Source organism: Nonomuraea sp. NPDC003707 (genome assembly GCF_053587055.1).
In genome coordinates this window covers 1-19,583 of record NZ_JBSFNK010000086.1, presented here as the reverse complement: position 1 = coordinate 19,583, position 19,583 = coordinate 1, and the positions used below count along the sequence as shown (strand labels likewise).

General features: G+C 71.5%; 17 protein-coding genes. 16 read left to right on the top strand and 1 reads right to left on the bottom strand.

The genetic code is table 11. The features are described 5' to 3' along the window. Positions 1–845: 845 nt before the first annotated feature. From ACWDRB_RS66575 to ACWDRB_RS66500, 16 genes are all read left to right on the top strand, one after another. On the top strand, positions 846–1,553 hold the full coding sequence (locus tag ACWDRB_RS66575; RefSeq protein WP_449912529.1) for a hypothetical protein: 708 nt from the start codon (positions 846–848) through the stop codon (positions 1,551–1,553). Next, on the top strand, positions 1,544–3,256 hold the full coding sequence (locus tag ACWDRB_RS66570) for an MFS transporter (RefSeq protein WP_449912527.1): 1,713 nt from the start codon (positions 1,544–1,546) through the stop codon (positions 3,254–3,256). The genes ACWDRB_RS66575 and ACWDRB_RS66570 overlap by 10 nt, the downstream gene beginning before the upstream one ends. 1 nt (position 3,257) lies before the next feature. Then, the gene (locus ACWDRB_RS66565; protein WP_449912526.1) at positions 3,258–3,515 is read left to right on the top strand and encodes a hypothetical protein; all 258 of its coding nucleotides are present in this window, start codon (positions 3,258–3,260) and stop codon (positions 3,513–3,515) included. Then, positions 3,512–5,185: a thiamine pyrophosphate-binding protein gene (locus ACWDRB_RS66560; RefSeq protein WP_449912524.1), complete on the top strand. Its 1,674-nt coding sequence runs from the start codon at positions 3,512–3,514 to the stop codon at positions 5,183–5,185. Before ACWDRB_RS66565 ends, ACWDRB_RS66560 begins: the two co-directional genes overlap by 4 nt. A 104-nt stretch (positions 5,186–5,289) precedes the next feature. Continuing rightward, positions 5,290–5,505: a hypothetical protein gene (locus ACWDRB_RS66555; protein WP_449912522.1), complete on the top strand. Its 216-nt coding sequence runs from the start codon at positions 5,290–5,292 to the stop codon at positions 5,503–5,505. Further along, complete coding sequence (locus tag ACWDRB_RS66550; protein ID WP_449912521.1) at positions 5,505–5,813, top strand: hypothetical protein; 309 nt, start codon at positions 5,505–5,507, stop codon at positions 5,811–5,813. The genes ACWDRB_RS66555 and ACWDRB_RS66550 overlap by 1 nt, the downstream gene beginning before the upstream one ends. Next, positions 5,810–6,592, top strand: a complete 783-nt coding sequence (locus ACWDRB_RS66545) for a maleate cis-trans isomerase family protein (RefSeq protein WP_449912519.1) — start codon at positions 5,810–5,812, stop codon at positions 6,590–6,592. Before ACWDRB_RS66550 ends, ACWDRB_RS66545 begins: the two co-directional genes overlap by 4 nt. Next, complete coding sequence (locus ACWDRB_RS66540; RefSeq protein ID WP_449912517.1) at positions 6,589–7,785, top strand: FAD-dependent oxidoreductase; 1,197 nt, start codon at positions 6,589–6,591, stop codon at positions 7,783–7,785. Before ACWDRB_RS66545 ends, ACWDRB_RS66540 begins: the two co-directional genes overlap by 4 nt. Positions 7,786–7,796: 11 nt before the next feature. After that, positions 7,797–8,714 carry a hypothetical protein gene (locus ACWDRB_RS66535; RefSeq protein WP_449912515.1) on the top strand — a complete coding sequence of 306 codons (918 nt, stop codon included), beginning with the start codon at positions 7,797–7,799 and terminating at the stop codon, positions 8,712–8,714. Further along, positions 8,704–9,693, top strand: a complete 990-nt coding sequence (gene hemB / locus ACWDRB_RS66530) for a porphobilinogen synthase (RefSeq protein ID WP_449912514.1) — start codon at positions 8,704–8,706, stop codon at positions 9,691–9,693. Before ACWDRB_RS66535 ends, hemB begins: the two co-directional genes overlap by 11 nt. Positions 9,694–9,783: 90 nt before the next feature. Further along, positions 9,784–11,550: a hypothetical protein gene (locus ACWDRB_RS66525; protein ID WP_449912512.1), complete on the top strand. Its 1,767-nt coding sequence runs from the start codon at positions 9,784–9,786 to the stop codon at positions 11,548–11,550. 25 nt (positions 11,551–11,575) lie between these two features. Further along, positions 11,576–13,237 carry a hypothetical protein gene (locus ACWDRB_RS66520; protein ID WP_449912511.1) on the top strand — a complete coding sequence of 554 codons (1,662 nt, stop codon included), beginning with the start codon at positions 11,576–11,578 and terminating at the stop codon, positions 13,235–13,237. Positions 13,238–13,296: 59 nt separating this feature from the next. Continuing rightward, complete coding sequence (locus ACWDRB_RS66515) at positions 13,297–14,088, top strand: hypothetical protein (RefSeq protein ID WP_449912509.1); 792 nt, start codon at positions 13,297–13,299, stop codon at positions 14,086–14,088. Between the two features lie 41 nt (positions 14,089–14,129). Further along, positions 14,130–15,890 carry a type IV secretory system conjugative DNA transfer family protein gene (locus ACWDRB_RS66510; protein ID WP_449912508.1) on the top strand — a complete coding sequence of 587 codons (1,761 nt, stop codon included), beginning with the start codon at positions 14,130–14,132 and terminating at the stop codon, positions 15,888–15,890. Next, the gene (locus tag ACWDRB_RS66505) at positions 15,887–16,411 is read left to right on the top strand and encodes a hypothetical protein (protein WP_449912507.1); all 525 of its coding nucleotides are present in this window, start codon (positions 15,887–15,889) and stop codon (positions 16,409–16,411) included. Before ACWDRB_RS66510 ends, ACWDRB_RS66505 begins: the two co-directional genes overlap by 4 nt. A gap of 74 nt (positions 16,412–16,485) precedes the next feature. Then, a complete protein-coding gene (locus ACWDRB_RS66500) occupies positions 16,486–17,226 on the top strand; it encodes a nuclease-related domain-containing protein (protein ID WP_449912506.1) in 741 nt (246 codons plus the stop codon). Between the two features lie 64 nt (positions 17,227–17,290). On the opposite strand, the gene ACWDRB_RS66495 is transcribed toward ACWDRB_RS66500, so the two are convergent. Further along, positions 17,291–19,465, bottom strand: a complete 2,175-nt coding sequence (locus ACWDRB_RS66495; protein WP_449912504.1) for a helicase-associated domain-containing protein — start codon at positions 19,463–19,465, stop codon at positions 17,291–17,293. Positions 19,466–19,583: the final 118 nt, after the last annotated feature.

Below are 19,583 nucleotides of genomic sequence, written 5' to 3'. Positions count from 1 at the left end.
GCCCTCAGCGCCTTGGTGACGCGCCTGCCCGAATTGCGGCCCGCGATAGCCCTGGATGAGGTGCTGTGGACGGATGACGCCCTCAGCTACCGCCCTCAACGCCTTCCCGTGACCGCCTAGCCTCCACCCCACGTGCCGGAGCAGGGCGGATGGGCCAGGCTCCGGCCTGAACACGAGGTGTGCCCACCCCTCATGCCACCGTCCGCCGGCGTCGTTGCGCACCAGCCCAACCCCACGTAACCGGCAGGCAGGCCGACAGCGGCCCGCAGCACGCCGACACGGGGTTGAACCCGCCTGCCCGCCCCCGGCCGATGCAGGCGGGTGACGCGGGAACACGCTTGATCTGGGCGGCGACAAGGTCAGCACCCGAGCACCGACGCCCGATCCCGTGACTCCCCCTCCGCGTGGGCCGTCATAGTCGTCATGCTGTCGCGCCTTTCTGCGCCCGTTCCCTCGACAGTGTTCGACGCTCATCCTGATCGCCCTGCCTTCGGTGCACAGCACCCGCATGTTTTGCGTTTATGGCAAATTGGCGAGCATGTCGCACTTCTGTGATGACTGATAAAGAAAATGACAGTTGACACAGGAGCAGTCACTTAAACAGTATTTATGGGTCGAACGCCGGAAGATCACCGTTCGATGCTCGTGCACACCCGAAGCACTTCTGGGAGGTGACTCCGGAGATGGATCTCGATCCTTTGCGTTTATGGGAAGACCATGATGCAGTAGCGGGCCACCGCGCGCCCATGGAGCGGGCACGGTTGGCGATCGTCAGCCTCTGCGCTGACGTGGTACCTGCCGAGGTGAACATCAGCGCAGGGTGGCTCGCGCAAGACGGTGTGCAGGTGTGGACGGATGCGGCCGACACCGCCGGAACGAGCGCCGCCTGGGTGCTGCACCAGCGCATGGCCCGCAGCCTGACCCAGGTGGGCTTGCACGCCGAGGCAGACCAGGAGCGGGTTTGGGCCCTGGGGTGGAGCTCGCGATGCCTGACGCACCGGGCACGCCTGCTGCGTGGTGCCTTGCAAGGCCGACTGGCCGACGTGTGGGCCACGGCGCGGCAGGCCATCGGCTACGCCACGCACCTGCTCGGCCAGCGCGATCGCCAAACGGACGCGGACATCGTCGCGGCCACATGCGCCCACCTGCGCCGGCAACTGCGCTGGCCAGCCCAGCTGGCCGCCCTGGACGGTTGGGAACGCACCTCCGCCCTGGCCGACCAGCAGCTGCTGCTGGCCCAGGTCATCGGGCTTGAAGCCAAGGTCGCTCAGGCATGCGCGGAGCACCTGGTGTACGGGCGGATGCTGGCGGCCGCGACCTGCCGCCACGTCACCGGCACGGGCGCGGTCCGGCTGGCCCAACGGCAGGTGCTGGAGGCGGCCCGGCCGTGGCTGCGCGCCCACCAGCTGCTGGCCGCCGACGCACACCAAGTCGGCAACCCGCTGCCCATCGTGGACGGAGGCCCTCCCGCCGGCCTGACCGAACGAGTGATCGCCGCCAGCGTCGCCACCCCACCCGGCCCGGCGACCGGAACGAGCCCCCGATGGTCATAACGACGCCCCGGCATGAACGCGCCACACCCGCGGCCCGGGCGCGGCAACGAACGTCGTCGACCGCGACGCCGGAGCCGGCTCCAGGCCACCGCCGCCCATCGCTGGGCCTGCTCAAGACCACCACAGCCGCCGTGATCGCCATCGTGATGGCCGACACCATGGCCATCACCATGGCCCTGCCGCTCCTCAGGCAGGATCCCATCACGCAGGCAGTGCCGTTCACCGAGGTAAGCCTGCTGACCACGGTGAACCTCGCGGCCGTCGCCGCACTGCTGGTAAGCGCCGGGCGCCTGGCCGACCTCCTGGGTCGACGTGCCGTTCTCGCTGTTGGCCTGGCGCTGTTTGCTGCGGGCGCGCTGGCCATGGTGTTCGGTCCCGTCTGGCCCGTGGTGTTGGCCGGGCGCCTGGTTCAAGGAGTGGGGACGGCGCTGATGCTGCCCTCGGCGCTGGGACTGCTGCTCGGGCACGTCGGGGAACAGAAGCGCCGGGGCGCCGTGGCGTTGTGGGGCTCGGCCACCGGATCGGGCGGGCTGCTCATGCACGCGCTGGGCGGCCCGATGCTGGACGGCCACGGATGGCGGGCGCTGTACCTGCCGCTCGCCCTGGCGGCGCTCGCATTGCTCCTGCTGGTCGCGGCTCTGCCCCGGTCGCGGGCGGCGCAGCGGGTGATGCCGGACCTGCTCGGGATGACCGCCCTAGTGGCGGCGACCACCGCGCTGGTCCTGGTCATCTCCTTCGGCGGCCGGTGGGGCTGGAGCTCGCTCGCCACGGCGGCCGCCGTGGCCGTGGCCCTGGGCGGCTTCTGGCTGGCCCTGGCTCGCTCTGGCCGTCATCCGGCCGGTGCGATCGATCAGGTGCTGTGGCGCTATCCCGGGTTCCGGTGGGGCCTGGTCACGTCGTTGCTGTACGGGATGGTGGCCTACCCGGGCCTGACCTTGGCCCCGCTGGTGCTGCGTGAGAGGGGGATGAGCGTGACCGGCGTCGGCCTGGCGCTGGCGCCCATGTCGGCCACGCTCATCGTGAGCAGCCTGCTGGCCTCCCGGCTGATCCGCCGCCTGGGCATCTCCGCGACGATGTACGCCGGCGCCTACGTCAGCGCGGTCGGCTTCTTGATCGTGTTCGCGACCCCGCGCGCACCGTGGGGCAGCCTCATCGGGTTGGCCGTGCTGGGCGTCGGCTTCGGCCTGGTGTCCACCGCGGCCTCGATCGCGGGCACGGCCGACGTCGATCCGGCCCACTACGGGGCCGCCGTCGGGGCGATCACCACCGGGCGCATGCTCGGCGCCGCCATCGGGCCCGCCATCGCCATCGCGTATCTGGCCGGCACCGGACAGCGGCCCGGGGCGGGGTACCGCGACATCCTGGTCGGCTGCGTCGTGATGGCGTTGCTGCTGACCGCGTGCGCGCTGGTGCGCACGATCCAGCGGGTCCGCGCCCGCCGGGCGAGCGCGGCCGCACCAGCACAACCGGCGGCAGACCCCGCTGTGGGGACGCCGCAGGATGTGGCGCGGCTGCGCGACGTGCTGCAGCGCCAGCGCGCCCGCCTGGAGGCGATCGCCCGCGCGGCCGAGACCGAGCTGGCCGCGCTGACCAGCTCCACCACGACCGCCCCTGCTCCGGCCCGCGCCACCCCCAGGGCCGCCGACCCCGCTGTGCCCCCCTCCCCATCCTCGTCCTTGTTCCCGCAGGAAGGAGCCGCCTGACATGACGGTCACCGACACTCCGGCATCGCGCCGACCCCGCTACCTCATGCCCTACCCGGACGAGAGCGGCAACGCCATGACGGCCGCCGCCCCGGGGTGGGACGGCCGCGTCGACACGCTGCCGCTGCTGCGCACCACCGACATCCGCTCGATGGAACGGCTGCGCGCCATCCACGCCTACGCTCGCCGGGGCATCACCGAGATCGACGCCGTGCTCAACACCCTGGACCAGGCCGGCTCCGGAAACGGGTCGCGATGACCCGCCACCAGCACGGCCCGTTCGCGGCGATCGGGGCGGTCCTGGCCGAGCTCGGGGTGCGAACCCTGTTCGGCACCGCCGCCAGTGACGGCCCCCACCTCGCCGATGCCCTCGATCGCGACCAGGTACGGTTCATCGGCGCGCGGCACGCCGACGGCGCGGCCGCCATGGCGGTGGCCCACGCCCGAATCAGCACTCATCTCACGGCGCTGCTGCTCAACCCGGACACTGGGCTGAGCGCCGCGCTACCCGGCATCGTCGACGCCGCCACGAGCCGCACTCCGCTGCTCGTGCTCGCCCCCCTGACACGCCGCCTTCCGCATCCAGGCACCCTCGCGCTCACCGAGACAGCGTTGCTGAGCGAGGCCGGCGTCTTGGTGCACGATCTTCCTGATCTGCGCCAGGCGCGCACCGTCCTGGCGGATGCCGCCCGCGCCGCAGCCGAGCATCAGCGGCCGGTGCTGGTGCGCATCGCTCTCGACGAGCAGCACGGCGCGCTCGCGCCCCTGGCCGACCGTGCGGAGCCGGTGCTGGGGCTGCGGGCCATGCCGGTCGCCGACCCGTCCGCCGTGGAAGAGCTCGCCGCGCTGCTCGGCCGCGCCGTGCGGCCGGTGTTCATCGTCGGCCGCGGAGGGATCCGCGCGGCCGAGGCGATCGAGAGCCTCGCCGAGCAGGCGGGCGCGCTGCTGGCCACGAGCGCCGCCGCGCACGGCCTGTTCCGGGACAACCCCTGGCACATCGGTATCGCGGGCATGCTGGCCACCCCGGACATGGCCGACCTGCTGGCGGCCGCCGACGTGGTGGTCAGCTGGGGGTGCTCGCTGGATGCCTGGACCACCCGATACGGCACCTTGCTCGCCGAGGAGGCCGACCTGGTGCAGATCGACATCAACCCGGCCGCGCTCGGCCTACACCAGTCGATCGATCTGGGCGTGGCCGGTGATGCCGAGCGCACCGCCCAAGCCATCCAGCAGGTGATGCCCAGCCAGCAAGGCGGCCAGCGAACTGGCCAGCAGACCGGTTTCCGCACCGAGCCGGTCCGCGACCGAATCGCCGCCCAAGCCAGCTGGCATGACATCGGCTACCAGCCGCTGCTGGAGCTGGACGACCGCGTCGACCCGCGCACCGTGTCCATGGTGCTGGACACGATCCTGCCAGCCGAGCGCACACTCATCGCCGAGCCCACCGCCATCCTGGGTTACCCCATCAGCTACCTGCGAGTGCCGGACGCTGACGGCTGCCTCCTGGCCCCACTAGGACTCGGTCTGGCCAGCGGCATCGGCGCGGCGCTGGCCAGACCGGATCGCCTGGTCGTGGCCGCGCTCGACGTCGACGCGGTCCTGACAGCGGCCGCCGAGCTGGAGACCGCGGCCCGGCTGCGCCTGCCGCTGCTGATCGCCGTCTATGACCAGCGCGACCCGGCCAGCACCGCCCGCCCCACCGTCGATCCCGATGGTGAGGCGACGCGAGCGAGTCCCGACCTCACGCAGATCGCCGCCGGGCACGGGTGCACCGGCGTCGTCATCCGCCGACCGGCCGACCTGACCGTGCTCTCCGACTGGCCGGCCTCAGCGCATCGGCGGCCCCTGCTGCTGCACATCATGGCCACGCAGGTGGCCTGGTGGCTCAACGATCGTGCCTCCACTCCCACCCCCGGGCGGGCCCGATGAGGCACCCGGCCCCTGTGCCGTACACCCCAGCCGCTCGACCGGTGCCGGCCAGATGCCCCTTACCTCCGACCCCCCTGCCGCAGAAGGACCAGCAAGAGGAGCACATGCTCATCACCGCCGACATCCGCGCCGACACCCAGCGGTGGATCAACGACGACGACCTCGATGACCACCAGCGAGCCCTCCGCGCGACCACCGCCACGCTCCTCGGCATCGCCCAGGAGCAGGTCCACGTGACGATCCACCAGGCCACCGCCACCGAATGCCAGCGAGCCGCACGGCACAAGGCCATCGACGCGGCCATGTGGACGGGCTGCTGATGACCCCACCCACCTTCGCCTCTGGAGCCCTTGCCACCGTCGGCGCGCCCGACGTGGCCGCGGCTCTCTTCCGCAAAGCCGAGCGCATCATCGCCGCCGAGCTCGGCCGCCTGGACGCCCGCGCGCAGCTGCCGTCGCAGGCACGCGCCGACCTCGCCGCGACCCTCCAGCGCGTGACGCTGGCGTTGCTCAACCCCGCCATCACCCGGCTCGGCGACCACGCCGGATCCGTCCGCGGTGAGGACTTCGCGACCGCCCTGACCACACTGTTCGCCCTCGATGTCGGCCAAGGGGAGGAGACCCGGTGACACATGCCACCGGCACCATCCAGCAGCCGCCGGTCGACCAGCGCCACCCGCACGGACGGGTCGGGCTGATCGTGCCCTGCGCCAATCCCTCGGCAGAACCCGAGACGAGCGACCTGCTTCGAGGGACATGCGCCGTCCACACCACCCGATTCCCACCTCTTCCCGGCTGGCCTCTGGCTGATCGGCTGGCCGCCTACACCGACCTCGTCCCGGACATGATCGGCACGTTCGGGAGCCTGACCCTGGACAGCCTGATGGTGGCCTGCAGCGGATCGCAGTATCTACTCGGCCCCGAGCAGGACGAGGCCACGTGCGCCAAGTTGAGCTCCACCTACGGCCTGGCCGTGGGGACCTCCACCCTGGCCACCCGGCACGTCTTGCGACAACTCGGCGTCGACGACCTGGTGCTGATTTCCCCCTACAAGCACTGGCTCACCGAACACGCCCGCGTCTACTGGCGCCGGGCAGGCATACGGCGCTTGCGGGTGGTGAGCGTCCAGGCCGCGGACGGGACGCACGAACCCTACCGGGTGAGCACCAGCGACCTCCTCGCCCAGATCGAACGGGCCACCCTCCCCGACGACGCCGTGGTGCTGTGCACCGGCACCGGGATGGCCACCTTGCAGGCGCTGCCGCTGCTGGGCGCGGGCAACCAGCGCGTGCTGCTGAGCTCCAACATCGCCGGCGCCTGGTGGCTGGCCTGCCAGTCAGGCCCGATCGTGCCGGAACGGCTGCCATGGGCGCTGCGCCGCCTCCTCGACCAAGGACTGACCCCATGACCCGCCCCACGACCGGCCCCGCACGCCAGCGGGTGATCGTGGTCGGCGCCGGCCCCGTCGGGCTGACCGCCGCGCTCGTCCTGGCCCGAGCGGGTGTACCGGTGACGGTGCTGGAGCGCGACGGCGGCCTCAATTGCCGCTCCCGCGCCTGCACCTTCCACCCGGCCACCCTCGATCTGCTGGATGAGCTGGGCCTGGCCGACGATCTGATGTCCAGCGGACACGTGGTCGACCGGATGCAGTGGCGTGACCGGTCCGGCACCGTGCTGGCCGAAATGCACCTGGACAAGCTGACCGGCCTCACCCGGCATCCCTTCCGCCTGCACGCCGACCAGTCCCTGCTCACCCCGCTGCTGGTGTCGGCACTCGGCGCCTTCCCAGAAGCGGAGGTGCGATTCGGCGCGTGCGTCAGCGAGATCACCGATGACGGGTCAACCGTCCGGGTGCGCACCGGCAGCACCTGGGAGGAAGGCACCTACGTGGTCGCGGCCGACGGCGCGCACAGCACGGTGCGGACCTTGCTGGGGCTGCCGTTCCCCCGATCGGTCTACCCGACGCAAGCGCTGCGCGTCTTGACCACCTCGCCGCTGCAGGACTGGCTGCCAGGCCTGGCACCGCTCACCTACGTGCGCGACGTGCAGCAATCGTGCAGCCTGCTCCAGCTACGCGACCACTGGCGCCTGGTCTTCCGCGTCCCGCTCGAGACCTCCCCGTCTCCGTCTATCGTGGCCACGCTCGTCCGCCGGGCGCTGCCGCTGCGCCAGCAGCGCATCCGGGTCGTCGACGCGCACACCTACCGGCTCGCCCGCGGAGTTGTCCCGTCCTTCAGGCGCGGCCGGGTCCTGTTCGCCGGCGACGCCGCGCACCTGACCTCCACCGCCGGTGGGCTCAACATGAACGCCGGCATCCACGACGCCATCGAACTCGGCCGCGTGCTCGCCGCGGTGCTGGACGGCGGTGCCAGCGCCGCGGCGCTCGAAGGCTGGGCGGCACGCCGCCGCAAGATCATGCTCGACAAGATCATCCCCCGGAGTGAAGCACGCGTGGCCGGCGTCCAAGACGACGACGCGAGCCGTCTCCAGGCCACCGTGGCTCACCAACGCGCCATCGCGGCCGACTCGGCCGCCACGCGCGTCTGGCTGGCTCGGGCCTCACTCCTCGACACCGTCCCCCACCCGATCCCAACCCCCTAGGCAGCTTCACTATGCGCATCTGGCTGCAAAAGCACGCCGTCGAGGGCCGCTCGCCGCTGCTGGACAAGATGTATGCCGAGCACGTGGCCACCATCGCCCCGCACGCCACCGTCGAAATCCATACGCTGCCACCCCAGACCTACGGCGCCGACTTGCCCGAGCACCTCGTTCGCTACCCCGAGATCCGACAACTGTTCGGCGACTTCTTCGCCGATAGCGCGGTGGCCGCCGAACGCGATGACTGCGACGCATGGATCACTGCTGCTGGACAGGACCCTGGCCTGTTGACGGCTCGCGAACGGGTGAGCATCCCGGTCGTCGGCTACAGCCAGGTGGTCGGGTGGCTCGCTGGGAGGGAAGAAGAGGACCTGGGCCTGGTCGGCTTCATCCCCGAGCTTCAGGAGGCCATCTGCGCCAACCTCCGCGCCGCTGGCGCGCATGTGGCCGCCTACCACGTCATCGACAACGGCCCGGACATCATCAAGCGTGCGCTGGCCGAAGATTTCGATCCTTTTCGGGCGGCCTACGCGGCAGCAGCGGTCCGGGTGGCGGCTGCCGGAGCGGGGTGGGTCGTTCCAGCCGAAGGCATCGCCAACGAACTGCTGGTCCATCTCGGCATTCACAATCTGGCGGACTTCGAGCTCGCCCACATGCAGGCAGAGATCGACGCCAATCCCATGCTGGCCGGCCTCGACGCTGACGAATTGACGCTCTGGCTGAGCGAACACCATGTGATCGATCCCGGTGGACTGGCCATCGCCACGGCCGAGCATCTGTGCCGGGTGCGTGCCCTGCCCATCGCCGCCCGCCCGAGCAGGCGGCGGGCACCACTGGCCGTGGTTGAGCACATCGAGCGAGCGACACGCCACGCAAGCCCTCACCGAACCACCGGGGTGCCAAAGCCAGAAGGAGAGGCACATGAGCACTGACTTTCTCATCGCCCGGCCGCGGCGGCTGCGGCGCAGCCCCGCCGTGCGCCGGATGGTGGCGGGCACCCGGTTGCACGCCGCCGACCTGATCCTGCCCATGTTCGTTAAGGAGGGCATCGCCGAGCCGCAGCCGGTGGCCTCGATGCCGGGCGTTGTCCGGCACACGCGCGATTCGCTGCGCAAGGCCGCGTACGAGGCGGCGGAGGCAGGCGTCGGCGGGATCATGCTGTTCGGGATCCCCTCAGTGAAGGACGCGCGAGGCTCGGCCGCCGACGATCCCGACGGGATCGTTCAGGTGGCGTTGCGTGACGTCAACGCCGAAATCGGCAACGCCATCGTGCCCATGAGCGACGTCAACCTCGACGAATTCACCGACGACGGCCATGCTGGCGTACGGGGCCGCGACGGCGACATCGACAACGACGCCACGCTGGAGCGCTACGCCGCCATCGCCGTCGCCCAGGCCGCCGCTGGATCGCAGATGGTGGCGCCGAGCGGGATGATGGACGGCCAGGTCGCCGCGATCCGCACGGCGCTGGACGGGGCCGGCTACGCGAACATCCCGATCTTGGCCTACTCCGCCAAGTACGCCTCCGCCCTCTACGGGCCCTTCCGCGATGCCGCCGAGTGCGCGCCGCGGTTCGGCGACCGCAGCACCCACCAGCAAGACCCCGCCCGGCAGCAGAGCGAGGCGCTGCACGAGGTTCGGCTCGACCTCGCACAGGGCGCTGACGCCGTCATGGTCAAGCCCGCGCTGGCCTACCTCGACATCATCACCCGCGTCCGCGACGAGGTGGACGTGCCGGTGGCGGCCTACCAGGTGAGCGGTGAGTACGCCATGGTCGAGGCCGCCGCGGCCAACGGCTGGGTGGACCGGGAGCGGATGATCAACGAATCGCTGGTCGCGATCAAACGCGCGGGCGCCGACCTGATCCTCACGTACTGGGCCGTCGAGGTGGCTGAACGGCTGCGCGCCTGATGCGGCCTCACCCCTCAGCCCGCCTGCCCACCGACATGAGCCCGCGTGCGCCCACGAGCGGGCGCGCCGCACAGGAAAGGGAGATCCCCGTTGACGCGGCACACGACATGGCAAACGCTGACCGACGACGCTCGCGCGGCGATCGCCGAGGTATGCCAGGCGTACGGCGCGGCTCTGTTCGATTACTGCCGTACCGAGCTCGCCGCCGAGCATGCCGAACGGGCCGCGTGCGGCGCGCTGCTCAGCGCCCATCACCACGCCGATCGGCTGGCCGAGCCCGACCACCTGCGCGCCTGGCTGTATGCCCTGGCCCGCGCCCACCGCACCGCCGAGGCCGACGCGAACCCCTCGCTTGCCTGGGTCTGGGCCTTGCCGGGCCAGGCTGACTCGCCTGTGGGCCAAGCGCTGGCCGCCCTGCCCGAATGGCACCGCGAAGTGCTGGACCTGGCCGTCCGGCACGGCCTGACCGACGTGGAGATCGCTCTGATCTTCGACGCGGGCGTGGTCGAGATCGAGCGCCTCCTCGATGAGGCCGCCGACCAACTGGAGGCATGGGTCGCCGCAGCCGACGGCGGGTGCGCTCAGCTGGCCGACCTGACCGCCGAGCCCGTCGCCGCGCAGGCGCCGCGCCGCCGCGCGCAGATCATCCGGCACCTCACCGACTGCCCCGCCTGTCAAGCCGCGCCGCGCACCGCCACCGCCGACGTCCTGCTCCAGCAGGTACCGATCGTCGCGGCTCCCGCCACGATGGTCGACCGGCTGGCCGTGGCTGACCCGCTCGGCCCGGACACCAGCTGGCGCACTGACGGTTTCCCCGCTCAGGACGGCACGCCGGCCCCGCCACCCGGGCCCGCCCCCGCGCGGCACGCCGCACCCCCCGCCGAGGATGCGACCTCCACGGGGCAAGAGCAGGAGTTTCGCGACTGGGAGCGACGCAGCCGCAAGAGCGAGGAGTTCTGGGAGCGGCGCGATGACGAGGCCGATCCCGAAGCCCGCCTGTCAATACGACCGATTCTGCCCGCCGTACGGGTCAGCGTCATCATCGCCGCGGCGGTGGCCAGCGTGCTCGCCGCCGGCGCGGCCTGGTCGTCCCTGCAGCCCACCCGGCCGTCGGCGACGGTGGCTCCGGCGGCCGCCCCGGCCACCATCACGTTGCTGAGCGAACCGCCCCTGCTGGACCCCCTTCCGGAAGATCCCCCTGATCCCCCCGTGGACCAGCCGACCGGCCAACCGACCGATCGGCCGACCAACGTGCCCACCACGGCCGCGCCGACCCATCGCCCTACGCGGTTCCCGGCCTCGCGCTCGGTCAGCCCGACGGGGCGTCCGGCCAAGACGGCACCCGACAACCGCCAGGGTGACTCCCAAGCCCGGCCCACCAGGCGCGGCGGTCCCCAGGATCCGCCCCGGCCCACCCGCCGTCCGAGTGCTTCCAGCACCACCCGGGCACTGCCTAAGCCGCCGCCTCCGACGGCCAGTCTGTCCCCGTCGTCCCTGTCGCTGGGCGCTGACCGGTCCGGCTCGTTCGCGCTGGACTGCGCCGGCGGCAGCTGCCAGGTCACCTCCGGCTCCGGATCGGGCAGCGTCACGGTCTCCGGCAGCCGCGTCAGCGTCTCCGCGCCTCGCTCCCGGCCTGGGTGCGCGCCCACGACCGAATCCGGCACCGCCTCTATCGCCTGGAGCGGCACCGCCACCGGCGACGGCCGCACCAGCGCAGGCACCACGAACGGCGGCGGCACCCTGACCTTGTCGGTCTCCTGGACGGTCGAGGCCGACAAGGGCAACTGGATACCCACCGGGTCGGTCGGCCATGTCGGCGATCGCCAGGGCTACTGGTCGAACTGCCCCAACGGCTGACCCGCCGATGTCAAAGGAATCGTCAATGAGACAGTTCTTCGCGAGCATCACGCCGCGGGAGCGGCGTTTCGCCGCCGCCGGGACCATCATCGCCCTGGTGCTTCTTGTGCCTGTCGTCGCCGTCGCCGACCCTGGCCTGATCCCCGGCGGCGGCCCCGGCGACCCGGTCGACTCCGGCACCGAGCAGGCCGTCGACGCCAAACGCGGTGACTCGTGCCGCAACATGCTGGCGGCCGACACCCCCCAGTACGTGGTGTGCCGATGGCTGACCCCGCCTCAGGACGCCGCCGCGGTGGCCGCGTTCTGGGGGGCCGACGGCGGCGCCAATCTGGAGGCCGCCCAGCCCTTGCCGGTGCAGTACGTGCGCTGCAACCAGAAGACCGACCTGTCCAAGACCTCCACCTGCAGGGGCGGGCAGACCTTCTGCAAGCAGCTGCCCAGCGGCTGGTATCAGTGCAAGAACCTCGCCACCGGCAAGACCACCTACGAGCGCTACAACGGCAAGAAGAAGGTGGTCCGCAACACGCCGCCACCAGCCGGTGCGACCGCGACCCCCTCGCCCGCCCCCTCTTCGCCCACCGCCTCCGCGACCGCTACGTCCACCACGACCCCGTCGGGGAATCCGACCATCGACGCCTCCGACCTCGCGCCGCTCCCCCCGGACGGCAACCCGGCCGAGACCGGCACCACCCCCACCCAGGACCCGGCTCAGAGCGCAGCACCCGCGGTGCCCACGGTGACCAGCGAACCGACGACGTCCCCGACCAACTCCAGCGAGCCGGCCACCACCTCACCAGGCGGCAGCCCTGTCACCGACGCGATCGCCGCCGCCAAGACCGCGCGGCTACGCGTCTGGGTCGAAAGCAACCTGGCAGACGATTACCAGGAGGGCGACACCCAATTCCAGGCCGCGCTGCGATCCCTCATCACCGCCGCCAAGCAACCCGGCGTGGTCGGCGTCAAATTCGCCGACAACCTCGGCTACAGCGGCTTCACCTCCGACCAGGAGGTCACCACCTTCCTCGCTCGCGCCACCAGCGCCCTGCGGACCGCGCTGCCGGGCAAGCGCCTGGCCATCAGCGTGGTCGTGCCAGAACTCGGCTGCGGCTCCTCCCAGCCGTGCATCGAGGCCATGCGCGCCAAGGCGCCGCTGGCCAGCAAACAGCGCGTCGACCACTATCTCAAGGTCGCCGGCGTGGACCGCGTAGAGATCGCCAGCGGGCTGTTCGGCCGCGCCCTGGCCCAATACCAAGTGACCGACCCGAAGACACGTAAGGCGACGTCGATCACACCTGCCATGGCCACTCAAGCGCAGTGGATGAGCATCAAGGTGCTCGGCTGGGACACCCTGGCCCAGATCGGCTCACGCGAGTACGGCCTGGCCCACGAAGGCGACACCTCCGGCTGGGACAAGGCCACCGCCACCGCGCAGATCGACGCGCGCGTCGGCTCCGCGATCGGGCTCGGCGTGCCCACCGTCACCTTGTGGGGGCACCACGCCGCCGACCGCGGCCAGACGTACCGACTCCTGGATGCCGGACTGGCCGCCAACCAGACGTGGACCGTGCTGACGGGCCTGCGAGCCCGGCTCGCGGCGGTCTTCGACCCCAGCTCCGTCGACGTGGGGGTCAGCGAGGACATCGCCGCACTCGGCAAGGGAACGAGCGAGATCTTCATCCTCACCTGACCGACCCGTGGAGGGAAACCCCTGGTGAGAGCCTGCGTCGCTGTTGAGAGGTGAGTCGGATGCGGCCTGACGACCCGCTGAACCTGCCCGCTGGCAGCCCATACGACGACTACGACGGCCCCCGCGGGTTCGCCGACGTCGGCGGCGGTTACCCCGTCGAGGAAGACACCGCGGAAGCCCCTCGGGACGGGGCGGGCCGGCAGACCTCACCAGCCGCAGAGGCAGACCCGCCCGATCGCCCCGCCTCGCCGGTGGCCGGGCGCCGGCTCCACAACCCGCTGCCGGGCAGCATGCCCGTGGACGACGACGACTGGTACGGCCCGGAGCCCGAGCGCGCCCCCTGGAGGATGATCGCGCCGATCGCCGTGCTGGCCGCCTGCGCTGGTATCGGGGTGTGGCTGGCCGTCCCCTCCGCCACCGAGCAGACCGCTCAACCCCTGGCCTCGCCCACCCCAGAGCAGGCGCTGTCACGGCGCCCGGTTCAAGACCCCGCCACCACCTGGTGGCCTACCCCCACCCCGCGCGCTTCTTCCCGGACGCCAGCAGGACGCCGCACACCCACCCCGAGCACGACGCCGACCCCTACTCTCTCCCGCGCGTCCTCTCCGCCGGCATCTCAACGGTCCACGATCCGGCCCTTCCCCACGCGCCCGCCGCAACCATCTCCCAAGCCGACGGTGACCGTCACCAAGAAGGTGACCATCGCCCCCAAGCCCACCCGCACCCGGACCCGGCACGCGGGCGGGCCCGAAGAACCACCCGGCGGCAGCGCGCATCCGACCACCGGCGCGCAGCCCTCACCCACGTGCGTGACCTGGGGCGACTGCCACGACGACCCTCCGAAAGGCTGACCCGTGCCGCACCAGCGTGGGCAATCCCGCGAGGATGGCCGATGACGGGCGGGCCGCTGACCGCGGCCGCCGGGGTGCGAGCCGTCCACCTATGGCCGCTGGCTGGCATCGCGGTCGCGCTCGCCGCAATCGTCCTGGTCGCGCTCGTCCTGGTGGACCGGCTGCGCGACCCGCACCGCCGCCACGGGCTCGCGCTGCGCTGGCGGCTGCTGTGGCGGATGTACCCGGGCCGGGGATTCGCCCGGCGCCTGGAGCTGTACCGGCACTACGGGCTGCCCGCCGCTCGCAAGGTCGCCCGCCAGACCCGCCCTTCCCTGCGCACCTGGTGGATCCGGCGTGTGGTGCATCACCGTGAAATCGCCGTGTTCCTCGGCTGGGCCCAGGGTTGGCTCTTCCCCTGGCGCGTCTACGCCACCCTCGAGGACAACCTGCTCGCGCTCGCCCCACAAAAGGAGGGCAAGACCGCGCACCTAGCGGGCAGGGTCATCGACGCCCCAGGCGCGGTGATCGTCACCAGCGTCCGCGACGACATCGTGGAACAAACAGCGGGCCTGCGCAGCCGCGTGCATCTGTTCAACCCCGAACAGGTCGGCGAGTGGAAAGGCAACGTGCGCTGGTCGCCCGTGGACGGGTGCGAAGACCCCGCCACCGCGATCCGCCGGGCCGCGAACAAGGTGGCCGCCACCGACACCGGCGGCCTGTCCGACCAGGGCTTTTGGACCAACCAGGCGGCCATGGTGCTGGCCGCCCTGATGCACGCTGCCGCCTTGGAGGGCTTGAGCATGGCCGAGGTGGACGCCTGGACGCTGGATGAGGACCCCGCCCCACTGGCGATCCTGAGCCGTCGCCGGCCCGGCCTCAACACCGACCGCGCCGCCGCCCAGGTGCGCCGCTACTACGCCCTGCACGTGCGCACCCGTGACTCGATCTACCTCACCCTGCGCCAGGTCCTGCAGTGCATGGACGACCCGGCCACCGCCTGGACGCTGTGCCCTCCACCCGGCGAAGGCCTCGATCTGGAAGACCTGATCCGTCGCCGCGAAACCCTCTACCTGGTCTCCGGGGACGCCATCAGCCCAGCCACGCCCATCCTGTTCAGCGCGCTGGTGGCCGAGATCCACCACACGGCGCGCCAACTCGCCTCCCGCCGACCTGGCCGCCGCCTGGACCCGCCCGTCACCTTCGTTCTGGACGAGGCCCCAGAGATCTGTCCCATCACCCAGCTACCCAAATGGCTGGCCACCGCCGCCGGATCCGGGTTCTTCTTTCTGGTCGGTGGTCAGTCCTGGAGTCAGTTCGAAGAACGGTGGGGTCAGCACGGTGCGAAGACGATCTGGAACAACTGCAAATCAAAGATGTTGTTCGGCGCGACCAGCGACCCCGACGACACCGAAACCATGTCGAAGCTCTGCGGCCAGATCGCCCTGCCGTACTGGGAGACGTCGGTCGACGGCTCCGGCAAGCGCATGCGTACCCGCCGCTGGGAGATGGTGCCGGTGCTGCCTCCGGAGGAGGCCCGGATGCTGCGCACGTGGCGGGCCTTGGTCGTGCGCCGTAACGCCCTGCCCACCATCGTCCGCATCGAAAAGCTCTGGCAGCGGGCGGACTACAAACGCTGGCGTGCCAAAGACGGCTACCTCCCGCTGCAGCGCCTGGACCCGGACCCCACGCCTCGTGATCCCGGCAGCCCGCCCGGCCAGAAGCCGGTCGACGGCCAGCCGACCACGCGAGCCGGCGACCTCCAGGCGCGCCCGGCCCGGCCCTGGCATGGCGGCTCAGCCGAACTCGGCGGCGACCTGTGACCAGCCTGCCCGGTGACGGGCCGGGCGCCGCGGGGGAGGCCAACGACGAGATCATCGCTGACCTCGCCGCCGAGCTGGAGCAGCTGTCTGCCGTCGTGGCCAGCCTGTCCGCCGCTGCGCCCAAGGGCCAAGCCGCCAAGTCCGAGCCGCCGCGGCCGTGGTCTTGGCTGCCCATGCCGCACGCCGACAAGGCTGACCGGCTCGCCGAGCTCGGCGACTGGATGACCCAGGTGCTGTTCGCCTGGCCGTCCGCGCAGCGCGCGGTCCTGCCGTGCTGGATGCGCCACTGGGACGTCATCGAAGACCTGTCGATGCTGTATTGCTGCTGGAAGACGGCCTACCTGTGGGAGGAGGCCACCGCGAGCGACGCCGCGGAGTTCCTGGACCGCTGGCTTCCGAACGCTGTCACCCGGATCGAGCAACGGCTGCGACCCTGCGGCCAGGGCCACCACCCCGACGGGCCACGCCGCGACGACACCGCTGTCCTCGCGCCGGTCCTGGACGAGCTGCGCTGGCTGTAAAGCAGAGGCGATTGTCGGACGCGACGCGTACCGTAGCGGGTCGGACACGGGAGCTCGTTCCCCGGAGGTGCACAGTGACCATCCCACAACCAGGGGGCACATCGAAGGCAGGTGCCTCAGCGCAAGCGACCTATCGTGCGCGTCTGGCTGCCACCCGTCCGCACCGATGGGCCCCTCGCGCCGCGCTGTCCTTCATCACTGGCGTCACGGTGTGGTGGCTTCTCGGCTGGCAGGCCGCCGTGGCCACGGCCACCCTTGTCGCGGTCGCGGACGGTGTTCACCACTGGCGTCGCCACTCGTCCACAACGGCCTGGCGCAAAGGCGCCGCTGGCGAGCGGGCCACCGCCCGCCGCCTGCGATCCCTGGAGCTGGCCGGCTACACCGTGCTGCACGACCGGGCCCTGCCGCGCAGCCGCGCCAACATCGACCACCTGGTCATCGGCCCGACTGGCGTCTTTGTCGTCGACTCCAAGAAATGGCACCGCCGGACGAGCATCCGGCCCGGCAGCGGCACCCTGTGGGTCGGCAGTACTCCCATCGACAAAGTCATTGGGCCAGTGGTCTTCGAAGCACGAGCCGCCAGCGATGCGTTGTCCCGCGCCACCGGGCAGCCCGTCAAAGCCGTCCCTGTCATCGCCGTGCACGGGGCCCGCCTGCCCCGCTGGGGAGCGATCAACGCGCAGGGCACATCGATCTTGCGCGCCTCTCGTTTGCACGGGTGGATCACCCACCGCCCGCGCCAGTACACCGCCGGCCAGGTCGCGGCCCTGACAGCGGCCGCCGAGCGGGCACTACCCGCATACGCATCCCAGTAGCGGGAGCGAGGGCCCACGCCGACGCGCCCGAAGCGTCGTACGGGTGCGCCGCACTCAATCACGATCATTGCCTGCGCGCGTTGTCTCGCCTCGTGCGAGAGGACTTGGGCGGCGTGAGCACTCGTTCCAAAAGGCCCACCGGCACGTCGCTGCGATGGTCGGGCTGTCCGTTGGTACGCAAAGAAACCAGCCGCCACGTGCCGTAGCGTCGCTCAAGGCCAGGCCGACGGATGGTCGCCGTCACGGCGCCAGACGATGCGCCGTACTCGATCACGATCGGGGACCGGTCGGCTACCGCAGCGGCCAGCGCCCGGCAGTCATCGGCGGACAGGATGGGAGCGGCCGCCGCGATGTCCGCAGCCACGCCCTGCGGCGGCTCCTGCTCAACCTCGTCGCCGATCAGGGCGGCGAGCCGGTCGATAGCGTCGGCCGCGGTCTGGTCGAGCGTGGAGTCTCCGTGGGCGGGTGGGTCGATCTTGCCGCCAGGAGAGGCGGGTAGCGGCGCCGACGGTGGGGCCGGGGGCGGAGTGGACTGCACCGGAGCGCCGTGAACGGTTTGGGCGACAGGCGCGTACCCGCTGGCGCGGAGCCTGGCCAGGACCGTCTTCACGTCGCCGGCGCACACCAGCGCGGTGGGCCCGATCCGGCGCGGCTGTAGCCCGTTCATCGCCGGATCGGTCAGGATCTGCGTGGCGGTGGCCTCGTCGACCGTCTCCACGCAGATGCCCGCGCTGACGCGTACGTGTCCGAACCGTCGCCCCGCATCGCTGATCAGATAGCGGATGACCTGCGGGATGCCGAACGGCGCGACTCCGGCGAGGGCGGTCAGCAGGTCCTCGGCGCTCGCGCCGGTATCGAGGTAGCGCCGTACGCTGGCCGGGCTCACCCGCCAGATCCGAGCATGCAGATCGCTCGATTCCAGATCGGCACAGCTGTCAAGCAGCGTGACCAGGCCGGGAGCGGGTAGCCCAACCACGAGGACGGTATGGTCGGCCTGGATCGTCGCCGTCGTGGTGACCCGCCATATCCGCTCGGCCAGCTCGGCGACCGCGCCGGGCCCGCCCACGGCGAGCGTGTCACCGAGCGGGGACAGCGCGCCACACACCACCAAGCCGAGCCGCTCGGCCTCGGCCAGCACCGCCGCAAGCACCTCCTGCGGCGCCAGACGGTCGTCATGGTCCAGGCTGGAAAAACGGGTCTGCTCATCCAGTGGCCGAAACCAGCGCGGCCGCGCCCACCGCAGCAGGCCGGCCAGGTCGTCCCCGCTGGTGACAGCGTGCCCGGACGGCAGCAGCCGCAGCGCGGCGAACACCGCCTGTCGCAGCGTCGGCGCCTCCTTCAGATGGGCGTCGCTGGACAGCGTGCTGGGCGGGCGGACGTCCGGCCCGTAACGGTGAATCAGCAGCGGCGGCCGCGGGCCGCCGGGCAGCGTCTCCATCCGCCACCAGGCACCGATCAGAGCGGTCAGCTGGCTGGCGGGCAGAGCCGCCGCCCACTCCGGGTACACCTCGGCGTTGAGCGCCAGCCTCTGCTGGTCGTCGAAGCGGAAGACGCGCTCGGTCCGGACCAGGTCGGCCGCGGCAGCCACGTGCAGCCACAGCCGCGCCGCCTCCGCCGTGTATCCAGCCTGGTTGGCCAGTCGGCGCACCTCGGCCAGCGACACCCCGCCGCTGCCCTTGGCGATGCAGCGCACCGGCGCAGCGGCCAGCGCCTTGAGCAAGGCGCTGACGTGCGCCAGGCTGGTGGCCGCGGTCGCGGCCGCCTCCGCCTCCAACTGGCCGGAGTCGGCGACCAGCGCGGTGGCCGGGCGTGGCCGAGCTGGAAGCGCGATGTGGGTTGAGGCCGCCGAGTCACCGCGCTGTCGGCGGCGTCTGGCCAGCGAGTCCAGCGCGGGATGGACCGCCAGCATCCCCTCGCCGATGGGCCAAACCAGCGCCTGCTCACGCAGCCGTCTCAGGACGGTCTCCAGCGCCTCGCCGGCACCATCGGCCGGGACGGCGGTGAGCGCGATCAGGGGGACGCGACTGAGCGGGCTCACGCCGGGCTCACCCTGGGGGTAGTAGGCGCGGTCGGTCGTCCGTCCGGTGGCCGCCTGCAGGGCCTCGGCCACCTGCATCGTGGCCAGATCACAGCGCTCCAGGATCTGCTCGACGCCAGCCAAGCGGCACAGCCGTACGGCGACATGCCGCAGACACGAGGACTGCGGGTCGACCAGCACGTCAGGCCGCGCCCTCAGCAACGCCGCCAGCTCAGCCTGTTCTAAGTGCCCGTGTACAAACTGATCGTCAGGTCGATTTGGGAGATGCGGATCGAGCGAGTCGTCGTCCCATGAGGATGACCATTGCCCACAAGACCAT